The sequence below is a fragment of the Mycobacterium sp. ABE4_509 genome (assembly GCF_056160785.1).
In genome coordinates this window covers 1-24230 of sequence record NZ_JBSWXU010000020.1, presented here as the reverse complement: position 1 = coordinate 24230, position 24230 = coordinate 1, and the positions used below count along the sequence as shown (strand labels likewise).

At 69.1% G+C, this 24230-nt stretch carries 24 protein-coding genes; 12 read left to right on the top strand and 12 right to left on the bottom strand.

What is annotated here, in order from left to right:
- Positions 1–13 precede the first annotated feature (13 nt).
- The gene (locus ACXAID_RS06950; RefSeq protein ID WP_475021460.1) at positions 14–1294 is read left to right on the top strand and encodes a hypothetical protein; all 1281 of its coding nucleotides are present in this window, start codon (positions 14–16) and stop codon (positions 1292–1294) included.
- Between the two features lie 16 nt (positions 1295–1310).
- Here ACXAID_RS06950 and ACXAID_RS06945 read toward each other — a convergent pair whose 3' ends face one another.
- Positions 1311–2225 carry an alpha/beta hydrolase gene (locus ACXAID_RS06945; protein WP_475021459.1) on the bottom strand — a complete coding sequence of 305 codons (915 nt, stop codon included), beginning with the start codon at positions 2223–2225 and terminating at the stop codon, positions 1311–1313.
- 294 nt (positions 2226–2519) lie between these two features.
- Here ACXAID_RS06945 and ACXAID_RS06940 point away from each other — a divergent pair, with 294 nt between their 5' ends.
- Genes ACXAID_RS06940 through ACXAID_RS06930 form a run of 3 tightly spaced genes read left to right on the top strand, consistent with a single transcriptional unit; the run spans position 2520 to position 4677 of the window.
- Complete coding sequence (locus tag ACXAID_RS06940) at positions 2520–2936, top strand: NAD(P)H-dependent oxidoreductase (RefSeq protein ID WP_475021458.1); 417 nt, start codon at positions 2520–2522, stop codon at positions 2934–2936.
- 23 nt (positions 2937–2959) lie between these two features.
- A complete protein-coding gene (locus ACXAID_RS06935; protein WP_475021457.1) occupies positions 2960–3889 on the top strand; it encodes an NAD-dependent epimerase/dehydratase family protein in 930 nt (309 codons plus the stop codon).
- A complete protein-coding gene (locus tag ACXAID_RS06930; RefSeq protein WP_475021456.1) occupies positions 3886–4677 on the top strand; it encodes a glycosyltransferase family 2 protein in 792 nt (263 codons plus the stop codon). The genes ACXAID_RS06935 and ACXAID_RS06930 overlap by 4 nt, the downstream gene beginning before the upstream one ends.
- Here the strand turns inward: ACXAID_RS06930 and ACXAID_RS06925 are convergent.
- The gene (locus ACXAID_RS06925; RefSeq protein WP_475021455.1) at positions 4625–5089 is read right to left on the bottom strand and encodes a GtrA family protein; all 465 of its coding nucleotides are present in this window, start codon (positions 5087–5089) and stop codon (positions 4625–4627) included. The two genes, ACXAID_RS06930 and ACXAID_RS06925, sit on opposite strands and share 53 nt — an antisense overlap.
- Positions 5086–5811, bottom strand: coding sequence for a class I SAM-dependent methyltransferase (locus ACXAID_RS06920; protein ID WP_475021454.1), 726 nt, complete (start codon positions 5809–5811; stop codon positions 5086–5088). Before ACXAID_RS06920 ends, ACXAID_RS06925 begins: the two co-directional genes overlap by 4 nt.
- A 100-nt stretch (positions 5812–5911) precedes the next feature.
- Here ACXAID_RS06920 and ACXAID_RS06915 point away from each other — a divergent pair, with 100 nt between their 5' ends.
- The gene (locus ACXAID_RS06915; RefSeq protein WP_475021453.1) at positions 5912–7066 is read left to right on the top strand and encodes an NAD-dependent epimerase/dehydratase family protein; all 1155 of its coding nucleotides are present in this window, start codon (positions 5912–5914) and stop codon (positions 7064–7066) included.
- 5 nt (positions 7067–7071) lie between these two features.
- On the top strand, positions 7072–8583 hold the full coding sequence (locus ACXAID_RS06910) for a hypothetical protein (protein WP_475021452.1): 1512 nt from the start codon (positions 7072–7074) through the stop codon (positions 8581–8583).
- On the opposite strand, the gene ACXAID_RS06905 is transcribed toward ACXAID_RS06910, so the two are convergent.
- The 4 genes from ACXAID_RS06905 to ACXAID_RS06890 form a co-directional block, all read right to left on the bottom strand.
- Positions 8555–8989: a QcrA and Rieske domain-containing protein gene (locus tag ACXAID_RS06905; protein WP_475021451.1), complete on the bottom strand. Its 435-nt coding sequence runs from the start codon at positions 8987–8989 to the stop codon at positions 8555–8557. The two genes, ACXAID_RS06910 and ACXAID_RS06905, sit on opposite strands and share 29 nt — an antisense overlap.
- Positions 8990–9012: 23 nt before the next feature.
- Positions 9013–9597: a DUF6529 family protein gene (locus ACXAID_RS06900; RefSeq protein ID WP_475021450.1), complete on the bottom strand. Its 585-nt coding sequence runs from the start codon at positions 9595–9597 to the stop codon at positions 9013–9015.
- 3 nt (positions 9598–9600) lie between these two features.
- On the bottom strand, positions 9601–10086 hold the full coding sequence (locus tag ACXAID_RS06895; protein ID WP_475021449.1) for a hypothetical protein: 486 nt from the start codon (positions 10084–10086) through the stop codon (positions 9601–9603).
- 75 nt (positions 10087–10161) lie between these two features.
- Positions 10162–11463, bottom strand: a complete 1302-nt coding sequence (locus ACXAID_RS06890; RefSeq protein ID WP_475021448.1) for a threonine/serine exporter family protein — start codon at positions 11461–11463, stop codon at positions 10162–10164.
- A 131-nt stretch (positions 11464–11594) separates the two neighbouring features.
- Between ACXAID_RS06890 and ACXAID_RS06885 the strand changes: the two genes are divergently transcribed.
- Positions 11595–12935, top strand: coding sequence for a TMEM143 family protein (locus ACXAID_RS06885; RefSeq protein ID WP_475021447.1), 1341 nt, complete (start codon positions 11595–11597; stop codon positions 12933–12935).
- Here the strand turns inward: ACXAID_RS06885 and ACXAID_RS06880 are convergent.
- Positions 12908–16060: a cytochrome P450 gene (locus tag ACXAID_RS06880; RefSeq protein WP_475021446.1), complete on the bottom strand. Its 3153-nt coding sequence runs from the start codon at positions 16058–16060 to the stop codon at positions 12908–12910. The two genes, ACXAID_RS06885 and ACXAID_RS06880, sit on opposite strands and share 28 nt — an antisense overlap.
- A 127-nt stretch (positions 16061–16187) precedes the next feature.
- Between ACXAID_RS06880 and ACXAID_RS06875 the strand changes: the two genes are divergently transcribed.
- A complete protein-coding gene (locus ACXAID_RS06875; protein ID WP_475021445.1) occupies positions 16188–17027 on the top strand; it encodes a lysophospholipid acyltransferase family protein in 840 nt (279 codons plus the stop codon).
- 7 nt (positions 17028–17034) lie between these two features.
- Here the strand turns inward: ACXAID_RS06875 and ACXAID_RS06870 are convergent, their stop codons facing one another.
- Positions 17035–17613: a TetR/AcrR family transcriptional regulator gene (locus tag ACXAID_RS06870; RefSeq protein WP_475021495.1), complete on the bottom strand. Its 579-nt coding sequence runs from the start codon at positions 17611–17613 to the stop codon at positions 17035–17037.
- 155 nt (positions 17614–17768) lie between these two features.
- Between ACXAID_RS06870 and ACXAID_RS06865 the strand changes: the two genes are divergently transcribed.
- Positions 17769–18428: a class I SAM-dependent methyltransferase gene (locus tag ACXAID_RS06865; RefSeq protein ID WP_475021444.1), complete on the top strand. Its 660-nt coding sequence runs from the start codon at positions 17769–17771 to the stop codon at positions 18426–18428.
- On the top strand, positions 18425–19147 hold the full coding sequence (locus ACXAID_RS06860) for an NAD(P)-dependent oxidoreductase (protein WP_475021443.1): 723 nt from the start codon (positions 18425–18427) through the stop codon (positions 19145–19147). Before ACXAID_RS06865 ends, ACXAID_RS06860 begins: the two co-directional genes overlap by 4 nt.
- A 4-nt stretch (positions 19148–19151) precedes the next feature.
- Here ACXAID_RS06860 and ACXAID_RS06855 read toward each other — a convergent pair whose 3' ends face one another.
- On the bottom strand, positions 19152–20342 hold the full coding sequence (locus ACXAID_RS06855; RefSeq protein ID WP_475021442.1) for an FUSC family protein: 1191 nt from the start codon (positions 20340–20342) through the stop codon (positions 19152–19154).
- A gap of 77 nt (positions 20343–20419) precedes the next feature.
- The gene (locus ACXAID_RS06850; RefSeq protein ID WP_475021441.1) at positions 20420–22129 is read right to left on the bottom strand and encodes a flavin-containing monooxygenase; all 1710 of its coding nucleotides are present in this window, start codon (positions 22127–22129) and stop codon (positions 20420–20422) included.
- Positions 22130–22293: 164 nt separating this feature from the next.
- Between ACXAID_RS06850 and ACXAID_RS06845 the strand changes: the two genes are divergently transcribed.
- Positions 22294–22776: a nuclear transport factor 2 family protein gene (locus tag ACXAID_RS06845; RefSeq protein ID WP_475021440.1), complete on the top strand. Its 483-nt coding sequence runs from the start codon at positions 22294–22296 to the stop codon at positions 22774–22776.
- Entirely contained in the window at positions 22773–23357 is a 585-nt protein-coding gene (locus ACXAID_RS06840; RefSeq protein ID WP_475021439.1) for an HD domain-containing protein, read from the top strand. Before ACXAID_RS06845 ends, ACXAID_RS06840 begins: the two co-directional genes overlap by 4 nt.
- Before the next feature lie 12 nt (positions 23358–23369).
- Here the strand turns inward: ACXAID_RS06840 and ACXAID_RS06835 are convergent, their stop codons facing one another.
- Positions 23370–24143, bottom strand: a complete 774-nt coding sequence (locus ACXAID_RS06835) for an enoyl-CoA hydratase/isomerase family protein (protein WP_475021438.1) — start codon at positions 24141–24143, stop codon at positions 23370–23372.
- Positions 24144–24230: the final 87 nt, after the last annotated feature.

Sequence of the window (24230 nt, the reverse complement as noted above, 5' to 3'; positions counted from 1 at the left end):
GATGGCCGACCGGATGAGCGGCAACTGGTTCAGCGGTGACGGTTTCGCGCTGCGCACCCCCGCCGACCCCGCCACCCTGCACGCCGGCGGTGCCGCGTTTCTCACCGAGGCCTTTCACGAGTTCGGCGTGCTGGCCGCCGACAACGCCGTCACCCGGATCACCGGCTACCGGGAAGTCGGCGGCGGGAGCACCGGCCGCAAAGCGCTCCTCGACGTCGGATACCGCCGCCCGCAGGCCGGGTTGTGCACCGAGCTGTTCGTCAAGTTCTCCCGCGACTTCGACGATCCTCTGCGGGACCGCGGCCGAACCCAGATGGCCTCCGAGGTGACCTTCGCCGCGTTGTCGACGGCGCCGGAGTTCCCGATCGCCGTGCCGCGCAACCAGTTCGCCGACTACCACCGGGAGTCCGGAACCGGCATCCTGATCAGCGAGCGAATCAGCTACGGCAGCAACGGAATCGAGCCGCAGTACCACAAGTGCCTGGACTACGAGATGCCCGACCCGGTGCAGCACTACCGGGCGATCTTCACCGCGCTGGGCCGGCTGGCCGGCACCCACCGGGCCGGCCGGCTGCCGCCGCACCTGACCGCGCAGTTCCCGGTCGACCTGCGCAACGCCACCGTCGGCGAGCCGCCCACGATCACCCCGGAGCAGCTGGGGCGCCGGGTGGGTCGCCTCATCGAGTTCGTCGGCGACCGCCCGGCTCTGCTGCCCGCCCCGGTCCGGGCCCCGGCATTCCTGAAACGGTTCGGCGAGCAGGCACCGCAGGTACTCGCCCGGGCTGAGGCCATCTGGCAGGACCTGGAGTCCGCCGACGAGCACATCGCGCTGTGCCACTGGAACGCCAACGTCGACAACGCCTGGTTCTGGACCGAGCACGGCGAGCTGCGCTGCGGCCTGATGGACTGGGGCTGTGTGAGCCAGATGAACGTCGCGATGGCGGTCTGGGGCGCCTTGTCGGCCGCCGGCGACGAGGTGTTGGCCGGCCGTTTCGAGGAACTGCTGGAGCTGTTCTGCGCCGAGTTCCACGCCGCCGGAGGGCCCGACCTGGACCGCGGACTGCTGGCACGGCAGGTCCTGCTCTACACCTCGCTGATGGGGGTGATCTGGTTGCTCGACGTGCCCGCGCGGATCTCCGGCAGGCTGTCGGCGCCCGAACAGGTGACCGACCGGCGCCACCCGGACATCCGCGACCACGAGAGTGTCCGTGCGCCACTGCAGATGCTGACCAACGTGCTGAGCCTGTGGGAGTCACGCGATGTCGGCGCCGCGCTGGCGGGGCTGCCGACGTAACCGGCCCGGTGACCTCTCAGTCCGGCGAGCCGGTGGCGCGCCGGACATGGTCGACGATGCGCGAATAGGTTCGATCGGTCTGCTCGACCGCGTCACCGCGCAGGTTGTAGCCGTGGTCGGCGCCCGCAACCACGTGATACCCGGCCAACGCCCCGACCTGTTCGAGCGCGCGTGCGTACTGGCGGGCTTCGTCGCGGAGCCGGTCGTATTCGGCGGCGATGATCAGTGCGGGTGCGATCCCGGCGATGCCGGCGGCGTTGTCCGCCCAGGCCGGCGACGCGAGCGGATCCCGGCGCCGGGACCGGGTGGGGATGTAGGCGGTGTCGAACGCCTCACCCATCCACGGCGTGAGCACCGCCCGGCGACCGCGAGGTGACGGCTTGTCCCACGTGGAGGTCACCAGGTCGAGGGGGGCGTAGTGCAGCACCTGCAGCGCGACGCGCGGGCCGCCGTTCTCGTGCGCCAGCCGGGCGGCGGCGGCACTGAGGTTCCCGCCCGCGCTCTGACCGCCCACGCACAGCCGGTCGCCGTCCCAGTCACGACCGGAACCGGCTGCCCAGCAGACGATGTCGTAGACCTGATGGCATGCTGCCGGGAACCGGTGACGTGGGGTCAGCACATAGTCGGGATTGATCACCACCACACCGGCGTTCGCGGCGAGATAGCGGCACCACGGATCGTCCTGCTCCGGGTGGCCGACCGCGAAGCCGCCGCCGTGCAGGTTGACGTACACCGGTGGGTGAGGCGTGCCGGTGGGCGGACGGTAGACGGTGGCCGCCGCGTCACCGTGCCGGGTGGGGATGGTGACCTGGGTTGTGTCGCCGGGGATGTCGGGTAACCGGACGGCCGCGGCGGGTGCGGTGTCGACGGTGGCGGCGAACGCGCGTACGAGCGCGTCGGCCACCGCCGCCGGCATGGTCAGAATCGGCACCGTCGACGGCGTCCGTGTGCGGGTGACGCCTGCGCAGCCACGAGCCCACCCTACTGATCCGCCACCATCCCCTCGCCGAGGCGCCGAGGTCCTCGTCGGTGAGGGCAGTGCGGGGGTGCCTGTCCGAAGTCATCGCGCTCCTCGTCTCGTCGTCGAAGTCCCGTCATCGAACTCCACTCGCTTCATGACGCCGCCGACGCAGGTACTCCCCGGAATATCTGCGCCGCGCCCGGTGTCGCTGCTGGGGCGGCGCCGTTGCGACATTCGGACCCGCCACCGATCGGAGGTCATGGAGTGCACCTGCTCACCGTCTACGCACACCCTTTCGGCGATCGGTACCCGGCCGCGGTGATGGACGCGTTCCACCGACCGTTCCGCGACGGCGGCCATTCCCTCGACGTGCTCGACCTGCACGCCGAGGGATTCGACCCCCGGTTCACCCGCGAGGACCATGCTCACTTCTGGGGCGGGCCCCTCCCCGATGAGATCGCGGCCATGCATCGCCGGGTGGAACGGGCCGACCGGTTGGCCTTCGCCTACTGCGGCATCACCGATGTGGCCAGCCACCTCATCGTCGACGTCGAGGGCGACCACAACGCACCCGCCCGCGACGGTCTGCGCCGGGCCGTCGAGATCGGGCAGGCCTTCCTGGCTCCGGATCGCATCGTCGGCAACGCCAAAGAGGAGCATCTGCGCAGCCACAGGAGTTGACCCGGCACGCTATGTTGACCGCCGTGGATTCAGAACACGGCGGGCCGGTACTCGTCACAGGTGGTTGCGGCTTCATCGGCCAGGCGGTGGTACGGGCGCTCATCGACCGGGAGATCCCGGTGACCATCGTGGATCGCGAGGTCCCCACGAACCGGCTCGACGGCGTGCGATACGTCGACGGCGAGCTCGGCTACCCCGGGATTGCCGCCACTGCCGTGACGACCGGAACGCAGGCTGTCATCCATCTGGCTGCCGCCACGTCGGTGTTGCGGTCGGTGCAACGCCCCGTCCAGACCTATGCCGATAACGTCGCGGTCACCCAGGAGCTGCTCGAGCTGGCGCGCACCCGAGACGTCGGCCAGTTCCTGCTGGCCTCGACGAACGCGGTGGTCGGCGACGTGGGGGAGGCGACGATCACCGAACAGCTGCCGTTGCGGCCGCTGACTCCCTACGGCGCGACCAAGGCCGCCTGCGAGATGCTGCTGTCCGGCTACGCCGGGGCCTACGGGATGACGACCTGCGCGCTGCGGTTCAGCAACGTCTACGGACCGGGTATGGCGCTCAAGGACAGCTTCGTGCCGCGGTTGATGCGCGCGGCGCTGGACGGCGCGACCGTCACGATCTACGGCGACGGCACCCAGCGCCGGGACCTGGTCCACGTCGACGACGTCGCCCGGGCGGTGCTGCTCGGCCGGGACAGCCGCTACACCGGCACCGCGATCGTCGGCGCGGGACGGTCGGTGTCGGTGCTCGAGCTCGTCGACACCGTCCGCGCGGTCACCGGGCGGCCGTTGCCCGCCCGGCACGTCGCGGCCCAGCAGGGCGAGATGCCCGCCGTGGTGGTCGACGTCTCGCACAGCGCGGAGGCGATCGGCTACCGGCCGACGGTGGAGCTCGCCGACGGACTGGAGAGCACCTGGCGCTACTTCCTCGACCACGTCGCCGGTTCATGACCCGGCTGGCCGACTACCCCGACGACGTCGATGCTCGCGCCGTCGCGGAGTTCGACGAGCGCTATCCGGGGCTGGCCCTGGCCGAATTGGTGGTCGTCATCGCGGCCTACAACGAAGCCGACGGCATCGGTGCGGTGCTGGCCGAACTGCCGGACCGCTGTTGTGGCATGTCGGTGGACGTCCTCGTCGTCGACGACGGGTGCAGCGACGGCACCGCCGAGGTCGCCTGCGGGCACGGCGCCTACACCTGCGTGGCACCGCGCAACCGTGGCCAGGGCGCGGCGTTGCGGCTGGGCTACCGGCTCGCCGCCCGGGGCGGCGCGCGGTTCGTGGTGACCACCGACGCCGACGGCCAGTACGACGGCGCCGAACTGGACAGGCTGGTGGCGCCGCTGATCGAGGACCGGGCCGACTTCGTCACCGGGTCGCGGCGGCTGGGCCGGCATGACTCCGACAGCCGGTTCCGCTGGCTGGGGGTGCGGTTCTTCGCGGTGCTGGCCAGCCTGCTGACCTGGCGGCACATCACCGACACCTCGTTCGGGTTCCGGGCGATGCGCGCCGAGTTGGCCGGGACGGTCACGCTCACCGAGCCGCAGTACCAGTCCTCGGAACTGCTGCTCGGAGTCACCGCCCGGGGCGCGCGGGTGCTCGAGGTGCCGATGACGATGCGCCGCCGGGCACACGGCGGCAGCAAGAAGGGCGTCGACGTGATCTACGGCGCGCACTACGCCCGGGTCATGACGCAGACGTGGTTCCGGGAGTACGTGCTGTCCGGTCGACGAAGATGAACCGGTCGAAGAGCACGAACTTCAGCACGAACATCGCGCCGTAGGTACCCAGGAACGACGCTCCCACCAGGACGACCTGCCAGGCGTGCGAGTCGATGTGGCCGCGCACCCAGTTGTCGGCGGCCGTGGTGACCGCGATCGCGGTGATCGCGGTGATCACCACGATCACCGCGTAGGGCAGCACTTCCCTGCGGTGGTGCGGCCGGCCGCGACGCTGCCACGCCCAGTACCGGTTCATCAGGTAGTTCGGGACCGCGCCGGCCACGAAGGCCAGCACGCTGGCCAGCACGGGCAATGCCCACAGCCAGTAGGTGAGCAGGAAGACCGCCTCGCTGATCAACCCGGCGATCACCGAGGCGCCCGCGTAGCGGCCCCACAGCAGGAACCGGGGACGGAGCGGGCCCGATCTCACGGCTGGACCGGGGTCCGTGCCACGCACAGCACCGACTGGCCGAACGGCACCCGCACCACCCGCTCCAGCGCCCGCGTCACCGGTACCACGAAGCGGTCGAAGACCGACACCAGCTTCGAGTTGGGCGAGGTCGAACCACCTCGCCGCACCGTCAGCCACCATGCGATGCCGCCGAGCATGTTGACCGGCTTGACCAATTCGACGTCCAGCCCCGCCCGGCGCACCGCGCCGGCCAGCGTGTCCGGCGTGTACCGGCGCACATGGCCGACCTGGCGGTCGAACTCCCCGTACAGCTGCTGATAGCCGGGCACCCACAGCACGATGCTGCCGCCGGGTCGCACCGCGGTGGCCAGCGATCGCAGCGCGCCCGCGTCGTCGTCGATGTGTTCGAGCACGTTGATCGCGACGACCGAGTCCACCGGCTCGGCGAGCTCCGGAGCGACACCCAGCGCCAACGTCCTGGTCTCGACCTCGGTCCGACCGCTGAACCGCTGCGCCATCATCGCCACCGCCTCGGGGTCGACGTCGGTGAGGATCAGCCGGTCGACGTCGTCGAACTGCTCGGCGAACTCGCCCAGGCCGGCGCCGACCTCGAGGATCGTGGCGCCGCAGTGCGGTGCGATCAGGTCGAACTGATAGCGGCGGTACCGGGGTTTGTCGCGGCCGGCTGCCTCGAGCTGACGCCCGGTGGCAGCCGTGAACGCGCCCCGATCGTCGGTCATGTCTTCCTCCAGCCTTCGGTACGCGTCCTGCCGCAATTGTGCACGCGATTGTCACCGTGTCTTACGCTCATGGTCACACCACCGGCGAAGGGATGCAGTTTTGCGAGTTCTCGTGCTCGGCGGAGACGGATATCTCGGATGGCCCACCGCGCTGCACCTGTCCGATCGCGGACATGACGTCGCGGTGCTCGACAACTTCGCCCGGCGTGGCTACGACGACGAGCTGGGCGTGTGCAGTTTGGTGCCGATCGAAGACCTGGACGTGCGCGTCGCGGCCTGGCAGGAGGTCTCGGGCAAGCAGATCGGCGTCGACTCCGGAGATTTGCTCGATGCCGATTTCGTGTACGCGACGCTGCGCGAGTTCAAGCCGGAAGCGGTCGTGCATTTCGCCGAGCAGCGCGCCGCGCCCTACTCGATGATCGACCGTGCGCACGCGGTGTACACCCAGCACAACAACGTCATCGGCACCCTGAACCTGCTGTACGCGATCGGCGAGCTGGACCGCGACATCCACCTGGTCAAGCTGGGCACGATGGGGGAGTACGGAACGCCCAACGTCGACATCGAAGAGGGCTGGCTCGACCTCGAACACAACGGGCGCAAGGACCGCGTGCTGTTCCCGAAGCGGCCGGGTTCGTTCTATCACCTCAGCAAGGTGCACGACTCGCACAACATGGAGTTCACCTGCCGCGCCTGGGGCCTGCGGGTCACCGACCTCAACCAGGGTGTGGTCTACGGGCAGAAGACACCGCAGACCGCGCTCGACCCGCGGCTGGCCACCCGGTTCGACTACGACAGCGTGTTCGGCACGGTGCTCAACCGCTTCGTCATCCAGGCGGTGCTCGGTGAGCCGCTGACCGTCTACGGCACCGGCAATCAGATCAGGGGCCTGATCGACATCCGCGACACCGTCGAATGCATCCGGCTGGCTGTCGAAAGCCCGGCCGAGCGCGGTGAGTTCCGGGTGTTCAACCAGATGACCGAGTCGATGTCGGTCCGTCAGATCGCCGACGTCGTGGCCGATCAGTTCCCCGGCCCGGTGCAGATCGAGCACCTGACCAACCCGCGCATCGAGTTGCAGGAGCACTACTACAACGTCAAGCACACCGGTTTGGTCGGGCTCGGCCTCGACCCGCACCTGCTCTCCGACGTCCTGATCGAGTCGATGTTCGGCATCGTCGAGCAGAACAAGCATCGCGTGGACGCCGAGAAGCTGTATCCGACGGTGCAGTGGACGAGCTCCGGTAACAGCTGAGCGGCGTGGTCGCCGTCCTGCGCAGTGCCGGCAGGTTGATCGGCCGGCACTGGCTGCTGAGCGCGCTGGTCCTGGCCGGTGTCGTGCTGCGGGTGCTGGCCTGGTTCGCCTATCAGCCCGCGCTGCTGTTCGTCGACTCGTTCCGCTACCTGGGCAACCTCGACGACTTCGACCCCAGCGGTCTGAACCCGATCGGATACGAGCTGTTCGTGCTGACGCCGGTCCTGGCGGTGGGCGGGCTGGAGCTGGTCACCGCGATCCAGCACCTGGCCGGTGTGCTCTCGGCCGTCGCGCTCGCCGCGCTGGCGCTGCGCCACGGCGTGAACCGGTGGTGGGCGGCGGTCGCGGCGGCCCCGCTGCTGCTCGACGGCTACCAGATCCAGATCGAGCAGCTGATCATGTCCGACGCCTGGCAGCAGGTGCTGCTCGTCGCGCTGCTGTGGGTGCTGCTGGGTACCGGCGCCCCCAACCCGCGCCGCGCCGCGCTGGCCGGGCTGCTGGTGGGGATGGCGGTGATGTTGCGGCTGGTCGCGTTGGCGCTGGTCGTTCCGATCCTGGGGTATCTGCTGATCGCCGGCGGGGCGTGGCGGCTGCTGCGCACCCGGGTGGGATGGCGCACGGTCGGCGCCCGCACGGCCGCTTTCGTGCTGGCGTGCGCCGCGGTGCTGATGGGTTACGCGACCTACTTCCAGGCCGAGACCGGGCAGTGGGGGCTGACCCGCACCACCAGCCAGGTGCTCTACGGTCGCGCCGCGGTGATCGCCGACTGCGACACCCTCGAACTGGACGACCTGCTGGAACGGGCCTGCCCCACCGAACCGCTGGACGAGCGACGCCGCCTCGACGACTACGCCCACATTCAGCGGGAGAAGGGCTTCCGGGTCCGCTTCCCGCGCGGCACCGATCTCTACGAGGTGCAGCGGGAGTTCGGCTGGACCGTGATCGCCCAGCAGCCACGGGATTTCGCCGCCGCGGTGGCGGTCGACTTCGGCAAGGGTTTCCGCCCAGCCCGCACCGACGCCGACGGCGACGTGCCGGTCAGCCGGTGGCAGTTCCAGCTCGAATACCCCAACGCCGACAAGGACCTGACCAAACGGGTCACCCGGGAGTTCAGCGGGCAGGACCCCGAGACCGTTTCCGGGCTGGCGTCGTTCCTGCGCGGCTACCAACTCAGCGCCGGCTACACCCCGGGCCCGCTGTTGGCGGTGTTCGGCATCATCGCGCTGCTGGCCGGGCTGGGAGTCGGCCGGGCCCGCCGCAGCGGCATCCGGTCGGCGATCCTGCTGGCGGTGGGGATGGCGCTGACGATGCTGATCCTGTCGGCGGCCTTCGAGTTCTCCTGGCGCTACCAGTTGCCGGCGCTGGTGCTGCTGCCGTTCGCCGGGGTGCTCGGGATCACCGCGATCTGGCGGCGGCCCCCCGCGGCGCCGCCGCCCGGCGCGCAGGACTGGCTGTGGAGCAGGCCGTTCTCCTGGAGCGGCGGCCCGGTCAGCCGGCGACGATCTGGTCGCCGTTGACCGCGATCGGCCGGACCGCCAACGATTGTGCCGCCGGGCCGTTGGCGACGCTGCCGTCGAGGTTGAACCTGGAGCCGTGGCAGCGACAGTTGATGGTTCCCTCAGAGACGTCGGCCAGTGTGCAGCCGGCGTGGGTGCACACCGCGGAGAAGCCGCGGAACGTGCCTGCGCTCGGCTGGGTGATGACGACGTCGTCGACGATCACCCCGGACCCCACCGGCACATCGGCCGTGGTGGCGAGGGCCGCAGCCGCGCCGCCGGGGGAAACCGGTTCGGCTGCAGCGGTGTCCGTCGCCGCGGGCTGCTGCCCGTAGGCGCTGCACGCCGAGACGCCGACCGCGACGCCGCCGAGACCCGCGGTGACGAGGAACTGTTGCCGGGTGAGTCCGAACTGCTTGTCGTGCATGCGAATACCTTCGGGTCGCGGGCTCACAGCGTGAGCCCGTTGAGTTGGAAGAACCACAGCGCCGAGGTCAACCACACGTAGACCAGGGCGAAGAACAACACGCCGCCGGCGACCGGGATGACCCAGCCGGCCAGGCCGCGCCGGGTCAGCAGCAGCATCTTGGTGACGAACGCCCCGTAGAACAGGCACCCGAACAGCGAGTGGAACAGCACCCGGTTGTCGGTGCCGGCGAAGCCGAGCGCGTAGAGGCAATGCACCGCCACCGGCACGGTGGCCAGCACCGCCAGCCGGCCGGACCAGACATGGGCGGGCGCGACCCAGGCCGGGATGCGCGTGCGCGGCACCAGCCGGTACATCGCCAGTGCCGAGCCCAGCTGGAAGAGCGCCAGCACCATCGCCAGCGTGGCCAACCAGGACTTGACCGCGACCGGGCTGGAGAAGCCGGCCACGTTGATCGCGAAGAACTGCGGCTCGTGGATCCTGCCGAAGACGCCGAGGCCGACGGCGACCAGTGCGCCGATGGCCACCGCCGAAGCCAGTCCGACACCGGCGCGACCGGACTGCACCGGCAGGCGGGTCGTGGGCGCCTCGCTGAAATCAGTACCCATCAATCAGTACCCGTCGCCGGTCCCGACCTGCACGGCCTCGAAGTCCCAGCTGCGTTCACCGATCCACAGAGTTCCGGTCACCGTGCCGTCGTCGAGCTCACCTTCCAGCCGGTCGGCTCCGGTCGAGTCGGCCAGCCGTACGACGCCGTCCCACGCCGGGCCGCTCAGCCAGCTCTCGATGCCGACGTTGTCACAGGCGTACGCCTTGGCGCTCTGCCCGTCGACGGTCAGTTCGATCGTCAGGACCCGGCCCTGCAGCGGGATGTCGGCGACGTATTCGGCCCAGGCCGGGAAGTCCTCCGGAGCCGGTTCGGCGGCCGGAGCCGGTGCCGGCGGGGCCGCCGGGGCGGCCACCGCGGTGGCCGCCGGAGCGGGCACCTGGGCAGGCGGGTTCGGGTTCTGGAAGTCGTTGACCATCCACCACCCGGCGCCGATCGCGCCGACGGCGGCGACGGTGGTGAGGGGGCCGAACAATCTGCGTGTGCTCATGCACCGATGATGTCCAGCCTGCGAGCGGGGGACTTGGAGCGTTGCTGGAGATTGCGTGGAGACTTGCCGCAGGCCTCAAGCGGGCGTACGCAGCTGGGGAGCGAACATCCTGATGATGCTCCACCCGATCAGAATGCCCAGCGCGATGGCCAGGACGGCCGCTCCGGTGCTCTGCACGGTGCTGAACGACGGGGTCTCACCGGTGGCCCGTTCGGTGAATCGGATGAAACTCAGTGCGCCGGGAACCAGACCCCAGAACACGGTGAGCACCATCACCATCGGCGGGGGTGCGGTCTTGAACCCGGCGGCGAACACGGCGAAGATCACCGCGACGATGGCGCCCAGTCCGCCGGCCATGGACTGCTCGAGGAACAGCAGCCCGACCTGCTGACCGACCAGGGCCACGCCCAGCCCCACGATCAGCCAGATCAACGAACCCCGCGGGGCCGACAGATACCAGTACAAGCCGATCGCCATCACCAGCACCGCCACATAGAACGACCACCCGCCCATCGGCTCCGATGTCCCGGTGGGTTGCGCGGACCCGGCGACGCGCAGTCCCACCACCACGCCGGCGGTCAGCAGCGCCAGCTGCGCGATGCCGTGGATCAACCGGGAAGCGCCGGCGACCCGCTGGCCGCTGGCCAACTCGATGGCCCCGGTGGTGAGCGCGAAGCCCGGCAGTACCGCGATCAGCGGCGGCGCGACCATGCGCAGCAGGTCCTCGTCCGACGCGCCGACGGCGAACCACACGGCCAGCACCGTGACCAGGAAGGCCGCGACGGTCGCCTGGATCGGCACCAGCGGTGGGAACCGCCGTCCGACGACGAGGACCACGCCGGCGACGGCGCCCAGGACCACGTATGCGGGCAACGCCTGCCAGGTCGGATTGAGCATCATCCCGAACCCGACGGTGGCCAGCACGTATCCGCAGGTCGTCAGCGCAGCACCGAAGCGTGGCGGCATCTCGCGCATGGCGCTGACCGCGGCCACCGCGTCCCGGGGGGCTATCGCCCCGACCGCGGCCCGAGTCGCGATGTCGGCGATCGCGTTGGCCTGATCCAGCCGAACCGTAGCCCGGGTGGTCTCGTCCACATCGGTGACCTGCGCGTCGTCGATGTGCACGATGATCGTGGCCGGCAGCACCGCCAACCGCACCGCGCTCGTCGTGTAGGCCGAGGCGATGGCCAGCAACCTCTCGTTGACCAGGTTGGTCGGATGCCCGACCTCGAGCATCGCGATGCCGAGGCTGCGCAGCATGGCCGCGATCTCGACCGCCGGGTAGGTCCCCGGTGGTGTGCGGTCCGCGGTGGGCGCCGTCTTGCGCACCGCGCTCCACAGGCGCTGTGGCCACTGGCCGGCTTCGACGGTTGCCATGCGGTGTTCTCTCCTCGTGTTCATCCCTGCCCGGTGGGCGCACTCGATCTTCGGGGGCCGGCCGCGGCTGCGCAAGGCGCCCGCGCCGACCCTGACTAGGGTGGATTCGAAGTCGTGCGAAGGGCGTAACCGTGGCAATCACCGGAAGACAGCACCTCCAGGCCCCGACGGGGTCTGCCGGTTCGGCCCGCAGGGTCGGCGAGGACGAGCACTACATCCCGTTCCGCCGGGCGGCGATCGTGGACCTGCTGGCCCAGCGGCTGCCCACCGCCGATCGCCAGTCGTTCCGGGAGTTCACCGAGGTGCTGTCCGCGCTGATGCACCATCGTTTTCGGCAGCGAATCGAGGTGATCAAGGACACCTACCACACGCTGAGCCCGTCGCCGGATGTGCGGCGGGTCATGCATTTCGACGATGCGGCCCGCCGCGATGCTTCCGGGCGTCTGCAACACGAACTGGTCGAGCTCGCCGAACGGGCCAACTTCACCCGGATCAGCGACGAGGAGCTCGCCCGGGCGTTCGACGAGGAGGGCATGATCAAGGTTCGCCTCGAGATCGACACCGCCGACATCGACAACGCGATGTTCTTCCGTCGCGGGGAGCTGCACCGGCAGCGCACCGACAAGCAGCTGCTGGGCTTGCGCCGCAAGACCGTGGTGTTTCGCAGCTATGCGAAAGTCCTGGTCTACGTCAGGTTCAAGGACGAGCAGCACTTCGGCGACCGCGACCTCGACTCGCTTCCCTTCACGCCCGGCTCGACGATCATCAAACTGTTCGGGAACGTGCCCTGCCGTGACGTCGAGATGTTGTATCCGAACGTGCATGTCGCGATGCGGCCGATCGACAAGCTGCTCATCGGGGTGCCGGCCGCGATCTCCGGAGTGGTGGTGATCGCCACCAAGCTCGTCGCGTCGATGGGTGTGCTGCTGTTGCTGATCGCGTTCTATCTGGGACTTCGTGACGAACCGGTGGAACTCGACCAGGGCACGCTGCTGACGATCGGGGCGGGCATGGCGGCCTTCGGCGGGTATCTGGTCCGGCAGTTCAGCAAGTTCAAGAACCGAAAAATCCAGTTCGTCAAGGCTCTTTCGGAGAACCTGTACTTCCGCAACCTGGACAACGACGCAGGTGTGTTCTTCCATCTGCTCGATGCCGCCGAGGAGGCCGAAGTGAAGGAGGCGGTGCTGGCCTATCACTTCCTGCGCAGCTCGCCGACCCCGCTGGCCGAACACGAACTGGACGGGCGGATCGAGTCGTGGTTCGGCGAGGAACTCGATTCGCGTTTCGATTTCGAGGTGTCCGACGGCGTGCGCAAGCTGCGGGAGTTCGCTCTCGTCGACGACTGCGGGGGCAGGCTGGCCGCCGTCGAACTGGGTGAGGCCACCCGCCGGCTCATCGCTGCGTGGGACCGGGTGTTCGAGCACGCCCAGCCGCCGGTGCCGACCTACCCGGCCCAGACGTCCTCGACGTAGCGGTCGTCGGCCACCAGGTCGTCGAGCCATTCCCGGGCGGCGTCCTCGTCGGCCCCGCTGCGCGACCGGTAGATGTCCAGGAAAGCCCGGCGCACGGCCGGCGCCATCCGGGCTCCGTCGCCGCATACGTACACGTAGGCGTTCTTGGCCGGGTCGCCGAGCATGTCCCAGACCTCGTCGGCGTCGGCGGTGATGCGGTCCTGGACGTAGCGCACCCCGTCCTGCGCCGCTCGTGAGAACGCGGGCCGCATCCGCACGACGCCGAGTTCCTCGCCCTCCTCGAACTCGTCGCGGAAGATGTAGTCGATCTCGGGGTCGCGCACGCCGAAGAAGCACAGCGCCGGCGCGAACGGCTCGCCGGCCTGCTGGGCCGCCAGCCGGTCGAGGAGGAAGCCGCAGAACGGCGCGACGCCGGTCCCGGCACTGACCAGGATCACGTTTCGGGTGGGTTCGGCTCCGGCCCGGAAGGCCTGCCGTGCGGGGTCGACCCGGGCCCGGATGAGCTGTCCGGGTTTGATGGTGGCCAGGTGGTTGGAGGCGACCCCCTGGAACAGGCCGCGCCCCGAGCGTGCGGGGGCATCGAGCACGCTGACGACCAGCCCGACGACCTGCGGCGAAAGCCGTGACGAGGTGGCGATCGAATAGTGCCGCGGCGTCATGGGATCCAGCAGCTCGAGCAGCTCGCCGCCGCTGAGGTCGCAGGCGGGGAACTCCAGCAGGCATTCCAGCGGGCTGAGCACGGTGGGCTCGGTCGCCGCGGCGAGCTCCTCGAGGCGCTGTCGCTCGGGCACACAGGGATTGGCTGCGGCGAGACGCTTCAACTGGCTCGGTGTGGCCGGCTTGCGCAGCTCGATGAAATGGGTCAGCAGCTCGCGGGCACTGACTTCGCGGTCGAGGGCGATCAGCCGGCGCGAGTTGCGCCGCGGGTTGATCGACAGCCGCAGGTCCGGCTCGATCTCCAACAGCTGCAGCACCGTGTCCACCAGCTCGGGCGGGTTGTCCGCCAGCACGGTCAGGTGGTCCCCGGTGTGGTAGTCGACACCTTGTGGGAGAGCCACGCGGACATAGCGTTTGGCTTGCCCGAAGGCCTGGTCGCTGACGAGCTCGGTGTTCTCCAGAACGGTCATCGGGGTCACGGCGAAGCGCGTGTCGATCGCGCTGGTCACCGGGCCTTCGATGGTGCGCAGCTCGTAGAGCGGTTCGTCGGCGTCGCTGACCGGGGCGGCGTCGGGGTCGCCGAAGCGCTGGGTCAGCGCCGCCCAGAAGGTCGTCGCGAACTCCTCGACCGTTCCGGTGAGGTCCCCCGAAGTGTCCGCCGATGCGCGGGGAACCAGCGCGGTGCCGCCGAGCTCGGTGAGGCGCTCGTCGATGCGCTTGGGGATGGCCTGGTAGGTGTCGGCCCAGTTGTGGTCGCCGACCCCGAGCACCGCGAACAGCGGCGAGCCGTCCAGCGTGGCCTCGGATCCGTTGAGCCAGGCCATGAACGCGCGGGCATCGTCGGTGGGCTGTCCGTTGTAGGAGGAGGCGATGATCACCGTGACGTCGGCCTCCGGCATGCCGTCGGCCGCGGCATCGAGCGGTGCCACACTGGTCTGGCAACCGTTGTCGGAGGCTTCTTCGGCGAGCTGGCTGGCCAGCGCCCGGCAGGTGCCGAGGTTGGAGCCGTGCAGCACCGCCAGCGTGGTCCCGGCCTTGACGACCGCGGCGGAACCGCCCCCGCCCGCGGTGCCGGGGGACTCGGCGGGGGCGACGCGAACCTGCCGGTCCTCGGGGCTGCGCCGGATGAGGTCGAGGTGGAAGTCCGCCGGGCGGCGACTGGTCGGCCCGTCGAACTGCACCGAATAGTGTTGTGAGTCGATCAGCCGGTAGCGATGGATCACCCGGGCGAGCGCCAGCGATGCTTCGTGCAGGGCGAACTGACGGCCGATGCAGGAGCGTGCGCCGGTGCCGAACGGTTTGAACAGACTGGCCGAGCGGCCTTCGGAGCGTTCGGGGGAGAATCGTTCCGGGTCGAAGAGTTCGACGTTGTCACCCCACTGCGGCTGCCGGTGCAGCGCACCGATCAGGACGCTGACCGCCTCACCCTTCTTGACCGGGTACTGTCCCCCGATGACGGTGTCCGACAACGCCATCCGGTCGAATTCCAGCACCGGTGGCGACAGCCGCAACGTCTCGTTGATCACCTGGCGCAGGTAGTTGAACTTGCCGATGTCGTCGTAGGTGGGCAGGTAGTCGTCGTCGGCGCCGAACACGGTGTCGACTTCGGTGCGCACCCGCGCCAGCACCGCGGGGTGGTGCACGATGTGGTACAGCGCGTTGGGCATCAGCTCCGACGTGGTCACCTGGCCCGCGATCAGGAACGTCATGATCTGGTTCTTGATGTTGTCGTTGGTCAGCAGCGGGGCGCCGTTGGCGTCGTGTCCGAGCATCACCGACAACAGGTCGTTCATCTCGTCGGCCGAGCCGGACTCGTGGGCGGCGATCAGGTCGTCGAAGTACGCGTGCAGCGTCGCCCGCTCCGCGGTGAACGTCGGGGTCACGCCTTCCTGAAGGGCCTCCACGATGGCGGTGGTGAAGCTTGCCGGGATCGGGGACAGGCCGTCGAAGTCGAAGGATTCGAACCGCGCGCCGAAGCCGGCCAACGCGACGGTGTCCATCGCCAGCTTCTGCAGGTCGGTGGACACGTCGACGGGTTCGTTACCGGCGCGGGCATCCCAGCGGTCGATGAGCTGGCAGTTGATGTCGAGCATCGGGGCGTGGTAGTTGCGCAGCCCGGCGTAGCTGAACCCAGGCAGCAGCACGTCGTGCGCCTTCTGCCAGTTGGATTCGCCGTAGTAGCTGGTGAACAGCCCGTCACCGGCCAGCGGCCGGACGCGCTCCAGCGATCCGGTGATGTTCTTGGCGAAGCGGGTCTCGTCGCACAGCTCTTCGACCAGCGCCGCCGAGCAGACGTAGAGCTTGCGCACCCCGTCGAAATCGGCGTAGAACACCGGGCCGTGCAGCTCGCCCAGCAGGTCGATCGGTAGTGCGTGCGGCCGGCCGCGCAGTTGTTCCGGGCCCGGAAGTGGGCCCTCGGCTGAGGGGATTCCATTCAGCTCAGGGGATGAGGAAGGTCCGGGCTCCATACAGTGAAGTGTAGTCGGGCTATGTTTCCGTCGCTCGGGATCGGGGATGGCGATCTCGGGCCCGCAGCCGGGCGTTTCGTTGTGTGGACAATGGTGGAAATGGCTCAGGGTGAAAGGATTCCGACCGATGACCCTCCCCGCGATCTCGCCGAGCGTGCGGGCTCTGGAGGCGGTGCTCGGAACCGCCTCCGATGCGCTGTCGCCGCTGCTGCGCCTGTACCGCCCGTACGTCCGCGGGCTGGAGAACCTGCCCGCCGACGGCCGATTCCTGCTCGTGGGCAACCACACCCAGAACTCCGCGGAGGTTCTGCTCATCCCGTACTTCGTCCGCAGGACGGTCGGAGCGCGGGTGCGACCACTGGCCGACCGGCAGTTCGGGCGGATGCGCGGACTGCAGGCCGATCTGGTCACCGCCTTCGGCGCGGTGATCGGTTCTCCGGACGCGGCGCACCGCCTGATGGACGACGGCGAGACCATCCTGGTCTTCCCCGGCGGCGCCCGCGAGATCGGCAAGTACAAGGGCGAGGAGTACACGCTGAGCTGGCAGAACCGGGATGGTTTCGCGCGCATCGCGATCGAGCACGACTATCCGATCGTGACGGCCGCGCTGGTGGGCGGCGACGACGTGTATACGTCGATGGTGCGCCGGGACAGCGCGCTCGGGCGGGCCAGCACCTGGTTGAGCCGGCGTCTCAGCGGCCGGTCCGACATCGGCATGCCACTGATGCGTGGCATCGGTCCGACGATGATCCCGCGGCCACAACGCATGTACCTGTCGTTCGGACCGCCGATCGACACGCGCCGCCCGTCGGGGGTGTCCGGCCAGGCGTGGACGGCGCAGGTCAAAGACCGGGTCCAGGGCGAACTGGAGACGGCGATGCGGGAGCTGCTGGACATCCGTGAATCGGACCCCTACCGGCAGCTGAACCCGTTGGCCTGGCCGCTGGCGACCGTGTCTACCGGCTGAGCGCCGGTCAGGCGGGGTCGATCAGCGAGGTCAGCAGCGGTGCGATCAGCCGCAGGACGTCGTCGATGTCGGCGTCGACCAGGTCGGGCATCTGCAGGATGAACCGCTGGCTGGCGATGCCCATCAGCAGGGCGCCGGCCAGCGCGGCGCGCAGCCGGGCGTCGGGCGAATCGATGGTGGCCGCCATGGCGTCGACCGCCTGCCCGGTGATGTGGTCGCGCAGGATATCGGCCGCGTCGGTGCTGGTCATGCTGGTACGCAGCAGCACGGACATCGGGCTGTTGGGCTCGGCGGCCCAGGCTGTCAGCATCGCCCGCGCCAGGTTCTCCGCGGTCTTTGACGCATCGTCTTCGGTCAGCTCGGCGACCGGGATCTCCCAGTGGACGGCTTCGCGGAACAGCGCCTGTTTGGTGCCGAAATATTTGATGATCGACGACTTGTCGACGTCGGCGGCCGCGGCGATGCCGCGGATGGTGGCCCGTTCGTAGCCGACCTCGGCGAAGACCGCGCGGGCCCGTTCGAGGATCCGCCGGCGGGTCCGCTGCCCCTTGCGTTCCGTCGCCAGCGTGTCCCCGGGGTCGGGCATCGACTCCGCTGAGCTCACCAGTGTCTCCGATCGTCGCGGACGTGACCGATCATGCTACTCAGCATGAAAGTAGACAAGCGGTGCGAAAAGCGGCACAGTGGTGGGTGCGACCCGGCAGAGCACTGCCCGGCGCCTCGACGAGGAGGGAACACCTGGTGACAGACCAGCGGATGGACTGGGACAGCGCCTACCGGCAGGACGTTCGGCCGCCGTGGAGCATCGGAGCGCCGCAGCCCGAGCTTGCCGCGTTGATCGAGCAGGGCAGGGTCCGCAGCGAGGTCCTCGACGCCGGATGCGGGGAAGCCGAGCTCGCACTGGCACTGGCTCAGCAGGGCTACACCGTGGTGGGGCTCGACGGCAGCGAAGTGGCGGTGGCCGCCGCTACCGCCACCGCAGCCGAGCGGGGCCTGCGCACAGCCAGTTTCGCGGTGGCCGACGTCACCGACTTCGGCGGCTACGACGGCCGGTTCGCCACGGTGCTGGACAGCGGGTTGCTGCATGCGCTGCCGGTGCACCGCCGCCAGGCCTACGTCGAGGCCATTCACCGGGCCGCAGCGCCCGGAGCCGGACTGTTCATCCTGGCGTTCGCCGAGCGTGCCTACGGCGGCGGGGGCCCCGGCCCCAACGGCTTCAGCGCAGCTGAGCTGCGCGACACCGTCGCCACCCGGTGGACCGTCGACGAGGTGCGCCCGGCCAAGCTCTACGCCAACGACGTCGCGCTCTCGGGCGGTCCGGCGCCGGGCCCCGAGGTCGAGCATGACGACCGGGGCCGGCTGATGTTCCCCGGCTTCCTGCTCTCCGCGCACAAACAATGACCGGTCCGGGCCTGCCGGCCAGAGTCGTGGTGTTCGGGGCGAGCGGCCCGACGGGCCTGCTCCTGGTGGGCATGCTCGCCGCCGCCGGTCGCGACGTCGTCGCCGTCACCCGCCGCCCGGACGAGTTCCCCAACCTCGGGCCCGGCGCCGACCGGGTGTGCGTGGCCGGCGCCGACACCTTCGACCGGCAGTCCGTGTCGGCCGCGATGGACGGGGCCGGCGCCGTTGTGTCGGTGCTCGGTGTGCCGTTCACCCGCCGGCCGGTGACCACCTTCTCGGCGGGGACGGCCAACATCGTCGCCGCCATGGCTGAGGGCGGCGTCCGGCGGTTGGCGGTGGTCAGCTCCACCGGTGCGCATCACTATCGCGATCGCCGCGACGCTCCGCTGAGTCTGCGCCTGGCCGAACCCATCATCAGCAGAACCATCGGCAAGACGGTCTATGCCGACATGCGCCGGATGGAGGATGTCGTCGGAGGAAGCGACCTGGACTGGACCATCGTGCGGCCTTCGGTGCTGTTCGACGGCCAGCGGGTCAGTGACTACATCGCCGGCGACGTGCCGCCGGTGGGTGCGTTCACCGCGCGCATCGACCTCGCGGACTATCTGGCCTCGCTCGTCGACGACCGGTCGAGCATCGGCACCACACCGATCGTGTCGACGACACAGGGTGCGCCGACCTTTCTGCAGAACGTCAGACGTGAGGCGTTCTCGAAGTGAGAACTCACCGGGGCTGGTGTGAGTCGAGGTCCTGGAACTGGTCGCGGGCGGACTCGAGTTCGTCGCACAGTCTCTGGGCGTCGGTGTAGAGGGGCCCGAAGAACGCCCACTGGTTGGGGATGTCGAGGTCGCCGCCGGTGGCTGCCGCGGTGCTCAGATCGTCGAGGGCCGAGCGGGCCGCGTCGACACCGTCGGACAGCCCGGTGCTGTCCCGCAGGTCGGCCATGCTGTGGATGGCCGCGGTGCCGGCGACCGCATCGCGGAGTGCGCGCAGCAACTCGGCGTACCGGCGGAAGAAGTCGTCGCGTGCGCTGCGGCGCGCCCGCTCCGGGTCGCGGTCGGCCGAGGCGAACTGGAACAGGCCGGCGGTGACGAAGACCAGCTGCTGGGCGATCCGCTCGCTGGTGTACACCGTCACCCGGTGTGCGGCGAATGCGACGGTCTTGCGGGCCAGCAGCCGGCGCGGGTTGAACTTGGTCGTCTGGTAGGCGTGGTCGATCGTGCTGCGGGGTTGGACGCCTTGGTTGGACAACTCGGTGGCCCGCCGGCGCCAGTCGCGCACCGCGTTGGTGTCGGGCATCCCAGCGGTCAGCCCGGAGGCCATGTCGTCGATCAGCTGGGCCACCGACTCGGTGTAGGTGCTGACGGCGCTCTGTGCGCTGCGGTAGCGCAGGGGTGGGGCTATGAGCAGGTTCGTCGCGACGGCGATGCCCGCCCCGAGCAGAACCATGGCGACCAGGTCTGCGATGAGTTGCAGTGGCGAGCGCCCCTCCTGGGGCATCGCGACCACGCCGTAGGCGAAGATCGCGGTCACGGTGACGTTGAAGCCCTGGCTGCCCAGCCGGTACCAGCGCCCCACCAGCAGGCTCACCAGCAGGATGGCCGGGAAGAGAACGAGGTGCACGCCCCACGGCACGGTCACCACGCCGACGAGCGCGACTCCGACGAGCACTGCTGCGGTGTAGTGCAGCGCCTTCTGCACGGATTCGGCGATGGTGTGATGCATGAGCAGCATCGCGGTGTAGGCGGCGAACGTCGCGTTGTTGGCGTGGAACACCTCGGTCGCCAGCAGCCACGCGAGCGTGCCAGCGATGACGGCCTTGCCGAGCATCAGGGCGGTGTCGGCGTCCATGCTCACGCCGGGGAACGCCGACTCCAGACGCCGCGCCGCAGCGCGGACCCGATCGCGAATCACATTCCCATCTCCTGTGCCGGCGTGCTCTGCGCCGCTGGGTTTCCCGCACCGCGCAGTCTCGAAACTGGCGGGCTCGGTCAGCCCATCAGGTGTTTGGGGTGCACGAACCACGGCATCAGCTGCAGCAGGGTGTAGCGGAAGGCGCCGTCGAACCAGTTGTCGACGGGCTCGGAGTACAGGTCGGCCAGTGCGGTGGAGGTGCTGTGCGGGCCGACGATGCGGTAACACGAGGGATTGAAGCTGCCGAACCAGAGCTGGATGAACAGCTTCGGGTTCAGCATCATCCGCCGCATCGGGACAAGACAGCCCAGTTCGCGCGCCAGCGCGTCGAGGTAGAGGATCTGTGAGGGGTGGGACTCGGTCTGGCGCGGACTCAGCGACGTCCAGTGCTCCTCCCACTGCTTGTCGCGCGCGATCTTCTCGTCGAGGTCGGCGGGCAGGGGAAGTTCGCCACTGCACACGCGCGCGAAGTAGCGGGCCTGCATCTCCGCGCACACCGGGATGCCGCCGGAGAACGGCCGGATGAAACCGATGAACGCCGCGGTCCCGTCGTGATCCGGGTGCAGGAAGTGCCGGTACAGATTTCGGACGTTTCCGTCCTCGATCTGCAGATCGCCGAGCGAGTACTGCGCGGTGCTGAACCCGGTGCACAGCACGATGGTGTCGAATTCGCCGCAGCTCGCGTCGCCGAAGCGGACAGTGTTGCCGTCGGCTCCGTCGATTCCGGTGTCGTTCAGCACCACTCGCCCAGCTACCAGAGCCGGAACGAAGCTGACGTTCTTGCAGAAGATGCCGCGTTGGCTCCAGCTCCCGTCGGAATGGGAGCGACGGTTCCAGGACCGGATCAGGTTCCAGTTCCGCTCGTCGTCGAGCGTGTCCACATCGATCTTGGCGGGGGGGATCGGCTCGCCCAGCGGATTGACCCCGGTTCCGGCGGCGCGCTTCGCGCCTACGGCACGGCGCGTGATGCCGTGTACCGCGGTGATGACGCCGCACAGCAGCGACATTGCGATGAACAGGACCTTCGCGACAAGGCTGCTGCCCCAGAATGATTCGAGGTGAAAGGGGTGGGTGGTGGCCCGGCGGTACATCTCGTGGTGGTGCGCCCGCACGGTGCCGTGGTCGGTCGTCCTGTCCCGGTTGGACACTCTCGGCAGCAGGAACGTGTACGACCGGATCGACAGCGTGCAGGTGGCTGCGACATCGGCGATCTCGCGCACGATGTCGGCGCCGGATTCGGCCAGCCCCACGATCAGGACCCGCTTGCCGCGGAACGGTTCGTTGTTGCGGTACTCCGAGGAGTGCACGACCTCCCCGGTGAACGCCCGGAGCTCGGCGATGGACCGGTTGGGTGTCTTGAAAGGCCCGGTGCACATCGCGATCGCGCCGAACTCCTGCTGGAACTCGGCGCCGTCGCGGCGGACGGTGACGGTCCAGGTGTTCCCCGACCGCACGATGTCGGTGACCTCGCTGCCGAACTGGATGTGCTCAGCGAGCCGGAAGCGGGCGGCGTAGTCGGTCAGGTAGTCGAAGTACTGCTGGCGGGAATAGAACACCCGCTTGTTCCGGAAGGGGTGGTCGGAATAGGCCATCAGCTTCATCGAGATGGTCAGGTAGAGGTTGTCGTAGGCTTTCATCTCGGCGCTGACGCTGTCGCTGCCGTGGCGAAGCCAGATGCCGCCGATGTCGGCGTTCTTGTCGAAGCACACGACCTCGTGTCCCTCGTCGAGAAGCTGCTTCACCGTGGTCAGGCCGCACGGCCCCGCACCAACCACGCACACCTTCATGTCGTGTCCCTCCGCAGTGAGAACGCTAGTGAGTAAGGAGAGGCTAACCTCTATTAGGTGCGCTTGCTAAATCTGTGAGCTGGCTGGGAGACGGCTGTGAGGGGTGCGGCCGGCCGAATCGGGGGGAGTGCAATACTCGACCGAAACGGCTGGCGGGAGTGTTGATGGACGACATGACGGTGCTGCTGGAGACCGAAGCGATCAAGCAACTCAAAGCCCGCTACTGCCGACTGCTCGACACCAAACAGTGGGACGCGTGGCGGCAGCTGTTCGCCGACGACTTCGTCAGCGACACTTCGCAGTCCGGCGGAAGCGTGATCACCGGTGCCGGTGAGTTCGTTGCGTTCGTCCGCAAGAACCTCGGCAGGCAGCCCACCGTGCACCAGGTGCACGCGCCCGAGATCGAGGTCACCGGCCCGGACACGGCCAACGGCGTATGGGCCCTCAACGACGTGGTGCGGCTGGCGCCGGCGGTGAACCTAAGCGGGTACGGCCACTACCAGGAGACCTACGTCAAGATCGACGGACAGTGGCGGTTCAAGACCTCGACGCTGACCCGGCTGCGCGAAGACGTGTTCAACGGGTTGTTCTCGATTCGGGTGTCGCCCCGGCTGCGTGATGCGGCAGCGCGGTGGGCCCGCCGGTGACCGCGCCGCAGATCGTCGACAGCCTGCCCTTGGCCGACGAAATCCTGGAGTCCAACCGGCACCGGGCCCGCGGTGACGATGCCGGCTGGGACGCCTACCGCGCCCACGTCTATCGCGTGATCAACTTCGCCCGGGCGCTGAGTTCCGAGGCCCCGGACCGCGACGACAAGCTGGCGATCGCGGTGGCTTTCCACGACATCGCGGTGTTCGACACGCTGGACTATCTGGTGCCCTCGATCCAGGCGCAGGACAGCTGGCTGGCGCAGACGGGGCGCCAGGACTGGTCAGAAGAGTTGGCGTGCATGGTCGCCGAACACCACCGGCTGACCGGGTACCCCGCCACCCGCCCGCATGCGCCGCTGGTGGAGGCGGTTCGGCGGGCCGACCTGATCGACGTCAGCCAGGGGCTGATCCGTTTCGGTCTGCCCCGGGACTATGTCAGCGAGGTCCGCAACAGTTTCGACGCCGGCGCGTTCTTCACCCGGGTGATCCCGCTGGGAACCGTGCGCGCCCTGCGCACCCGCCAGCAGCCGGGCTTTCTGCGGCCCCGCAACGCTCTGCGCAGATCCGGCCACCGGTGAGGCCGGCGGGCTTCACCGCCCGCGCCAGCGCGGCGCGCGCTTCTCCCGCCACGCCGCGATGCCCTCGCCGACGTCTTCGGTGGCCCCGGCGACCTTGCGCATCGTCTCGCCGAAGCGCACCGACTCGATCCAGCCCATGTTCGCCGTCCGCCACGCCACCTCCTTGGTGGCGCGCTGCGCCAGCGGCGCCGCCTCGGTCAGGGTGCGCGCCCAGGCCCGCGCCTGGTCCTGTAACTCGCCGGGTTCCACCAGCCGCCACACCAGGCCCATCTCCTTGGCGCGCTGCGCGTCGACCGGCTTGCCGGTCAACAACAGCTCCATCGCGTCGGCCCAGCGCACCCGCTCGGGCAGCCGGATGGCGCCGACGATGGTGGGCACCCCGATCGACACCTCGGGGAACGAGAATGTCGCCGCCGTGGTCGCGATGACGAAGTCGCAGAACAGAACACCGGTCAGTCCGTAACCCACACAGGGGCCGTGCACCGCCGCGATGGTCGGCTTGAACAGCTCCATCCCGCTCTCGAACGAGTTGATCGTCGGTTTCTCCCAGAACGTCCCGCCGAACGTGCCGACCGATCCTTCGCCGTCTTTGAGGTCCCCGCCGGCGCAGAACACGTCACCGCTGGAGGTCAGGATTCCGACCCACGCGTCCTCGTCGGCTCGGAACCGTTCCCACGCCGCGTTGAGGTCCTGACGCAACTCGCCGTTGATGGCGTTGCGCGCCTCGGGCCGGTTGAGGGTGATGGTGGCGATGTGTTCGTCGCACTCATAGCTGACCAGGCTCATGTGTTTCTCCTATGTCAAGCCGCTGCCAGTTGGCAAGGCTCTTGACGGTTGTTGTGGTCTGTGTGGAGGTGGCCGAAGACGACTCGT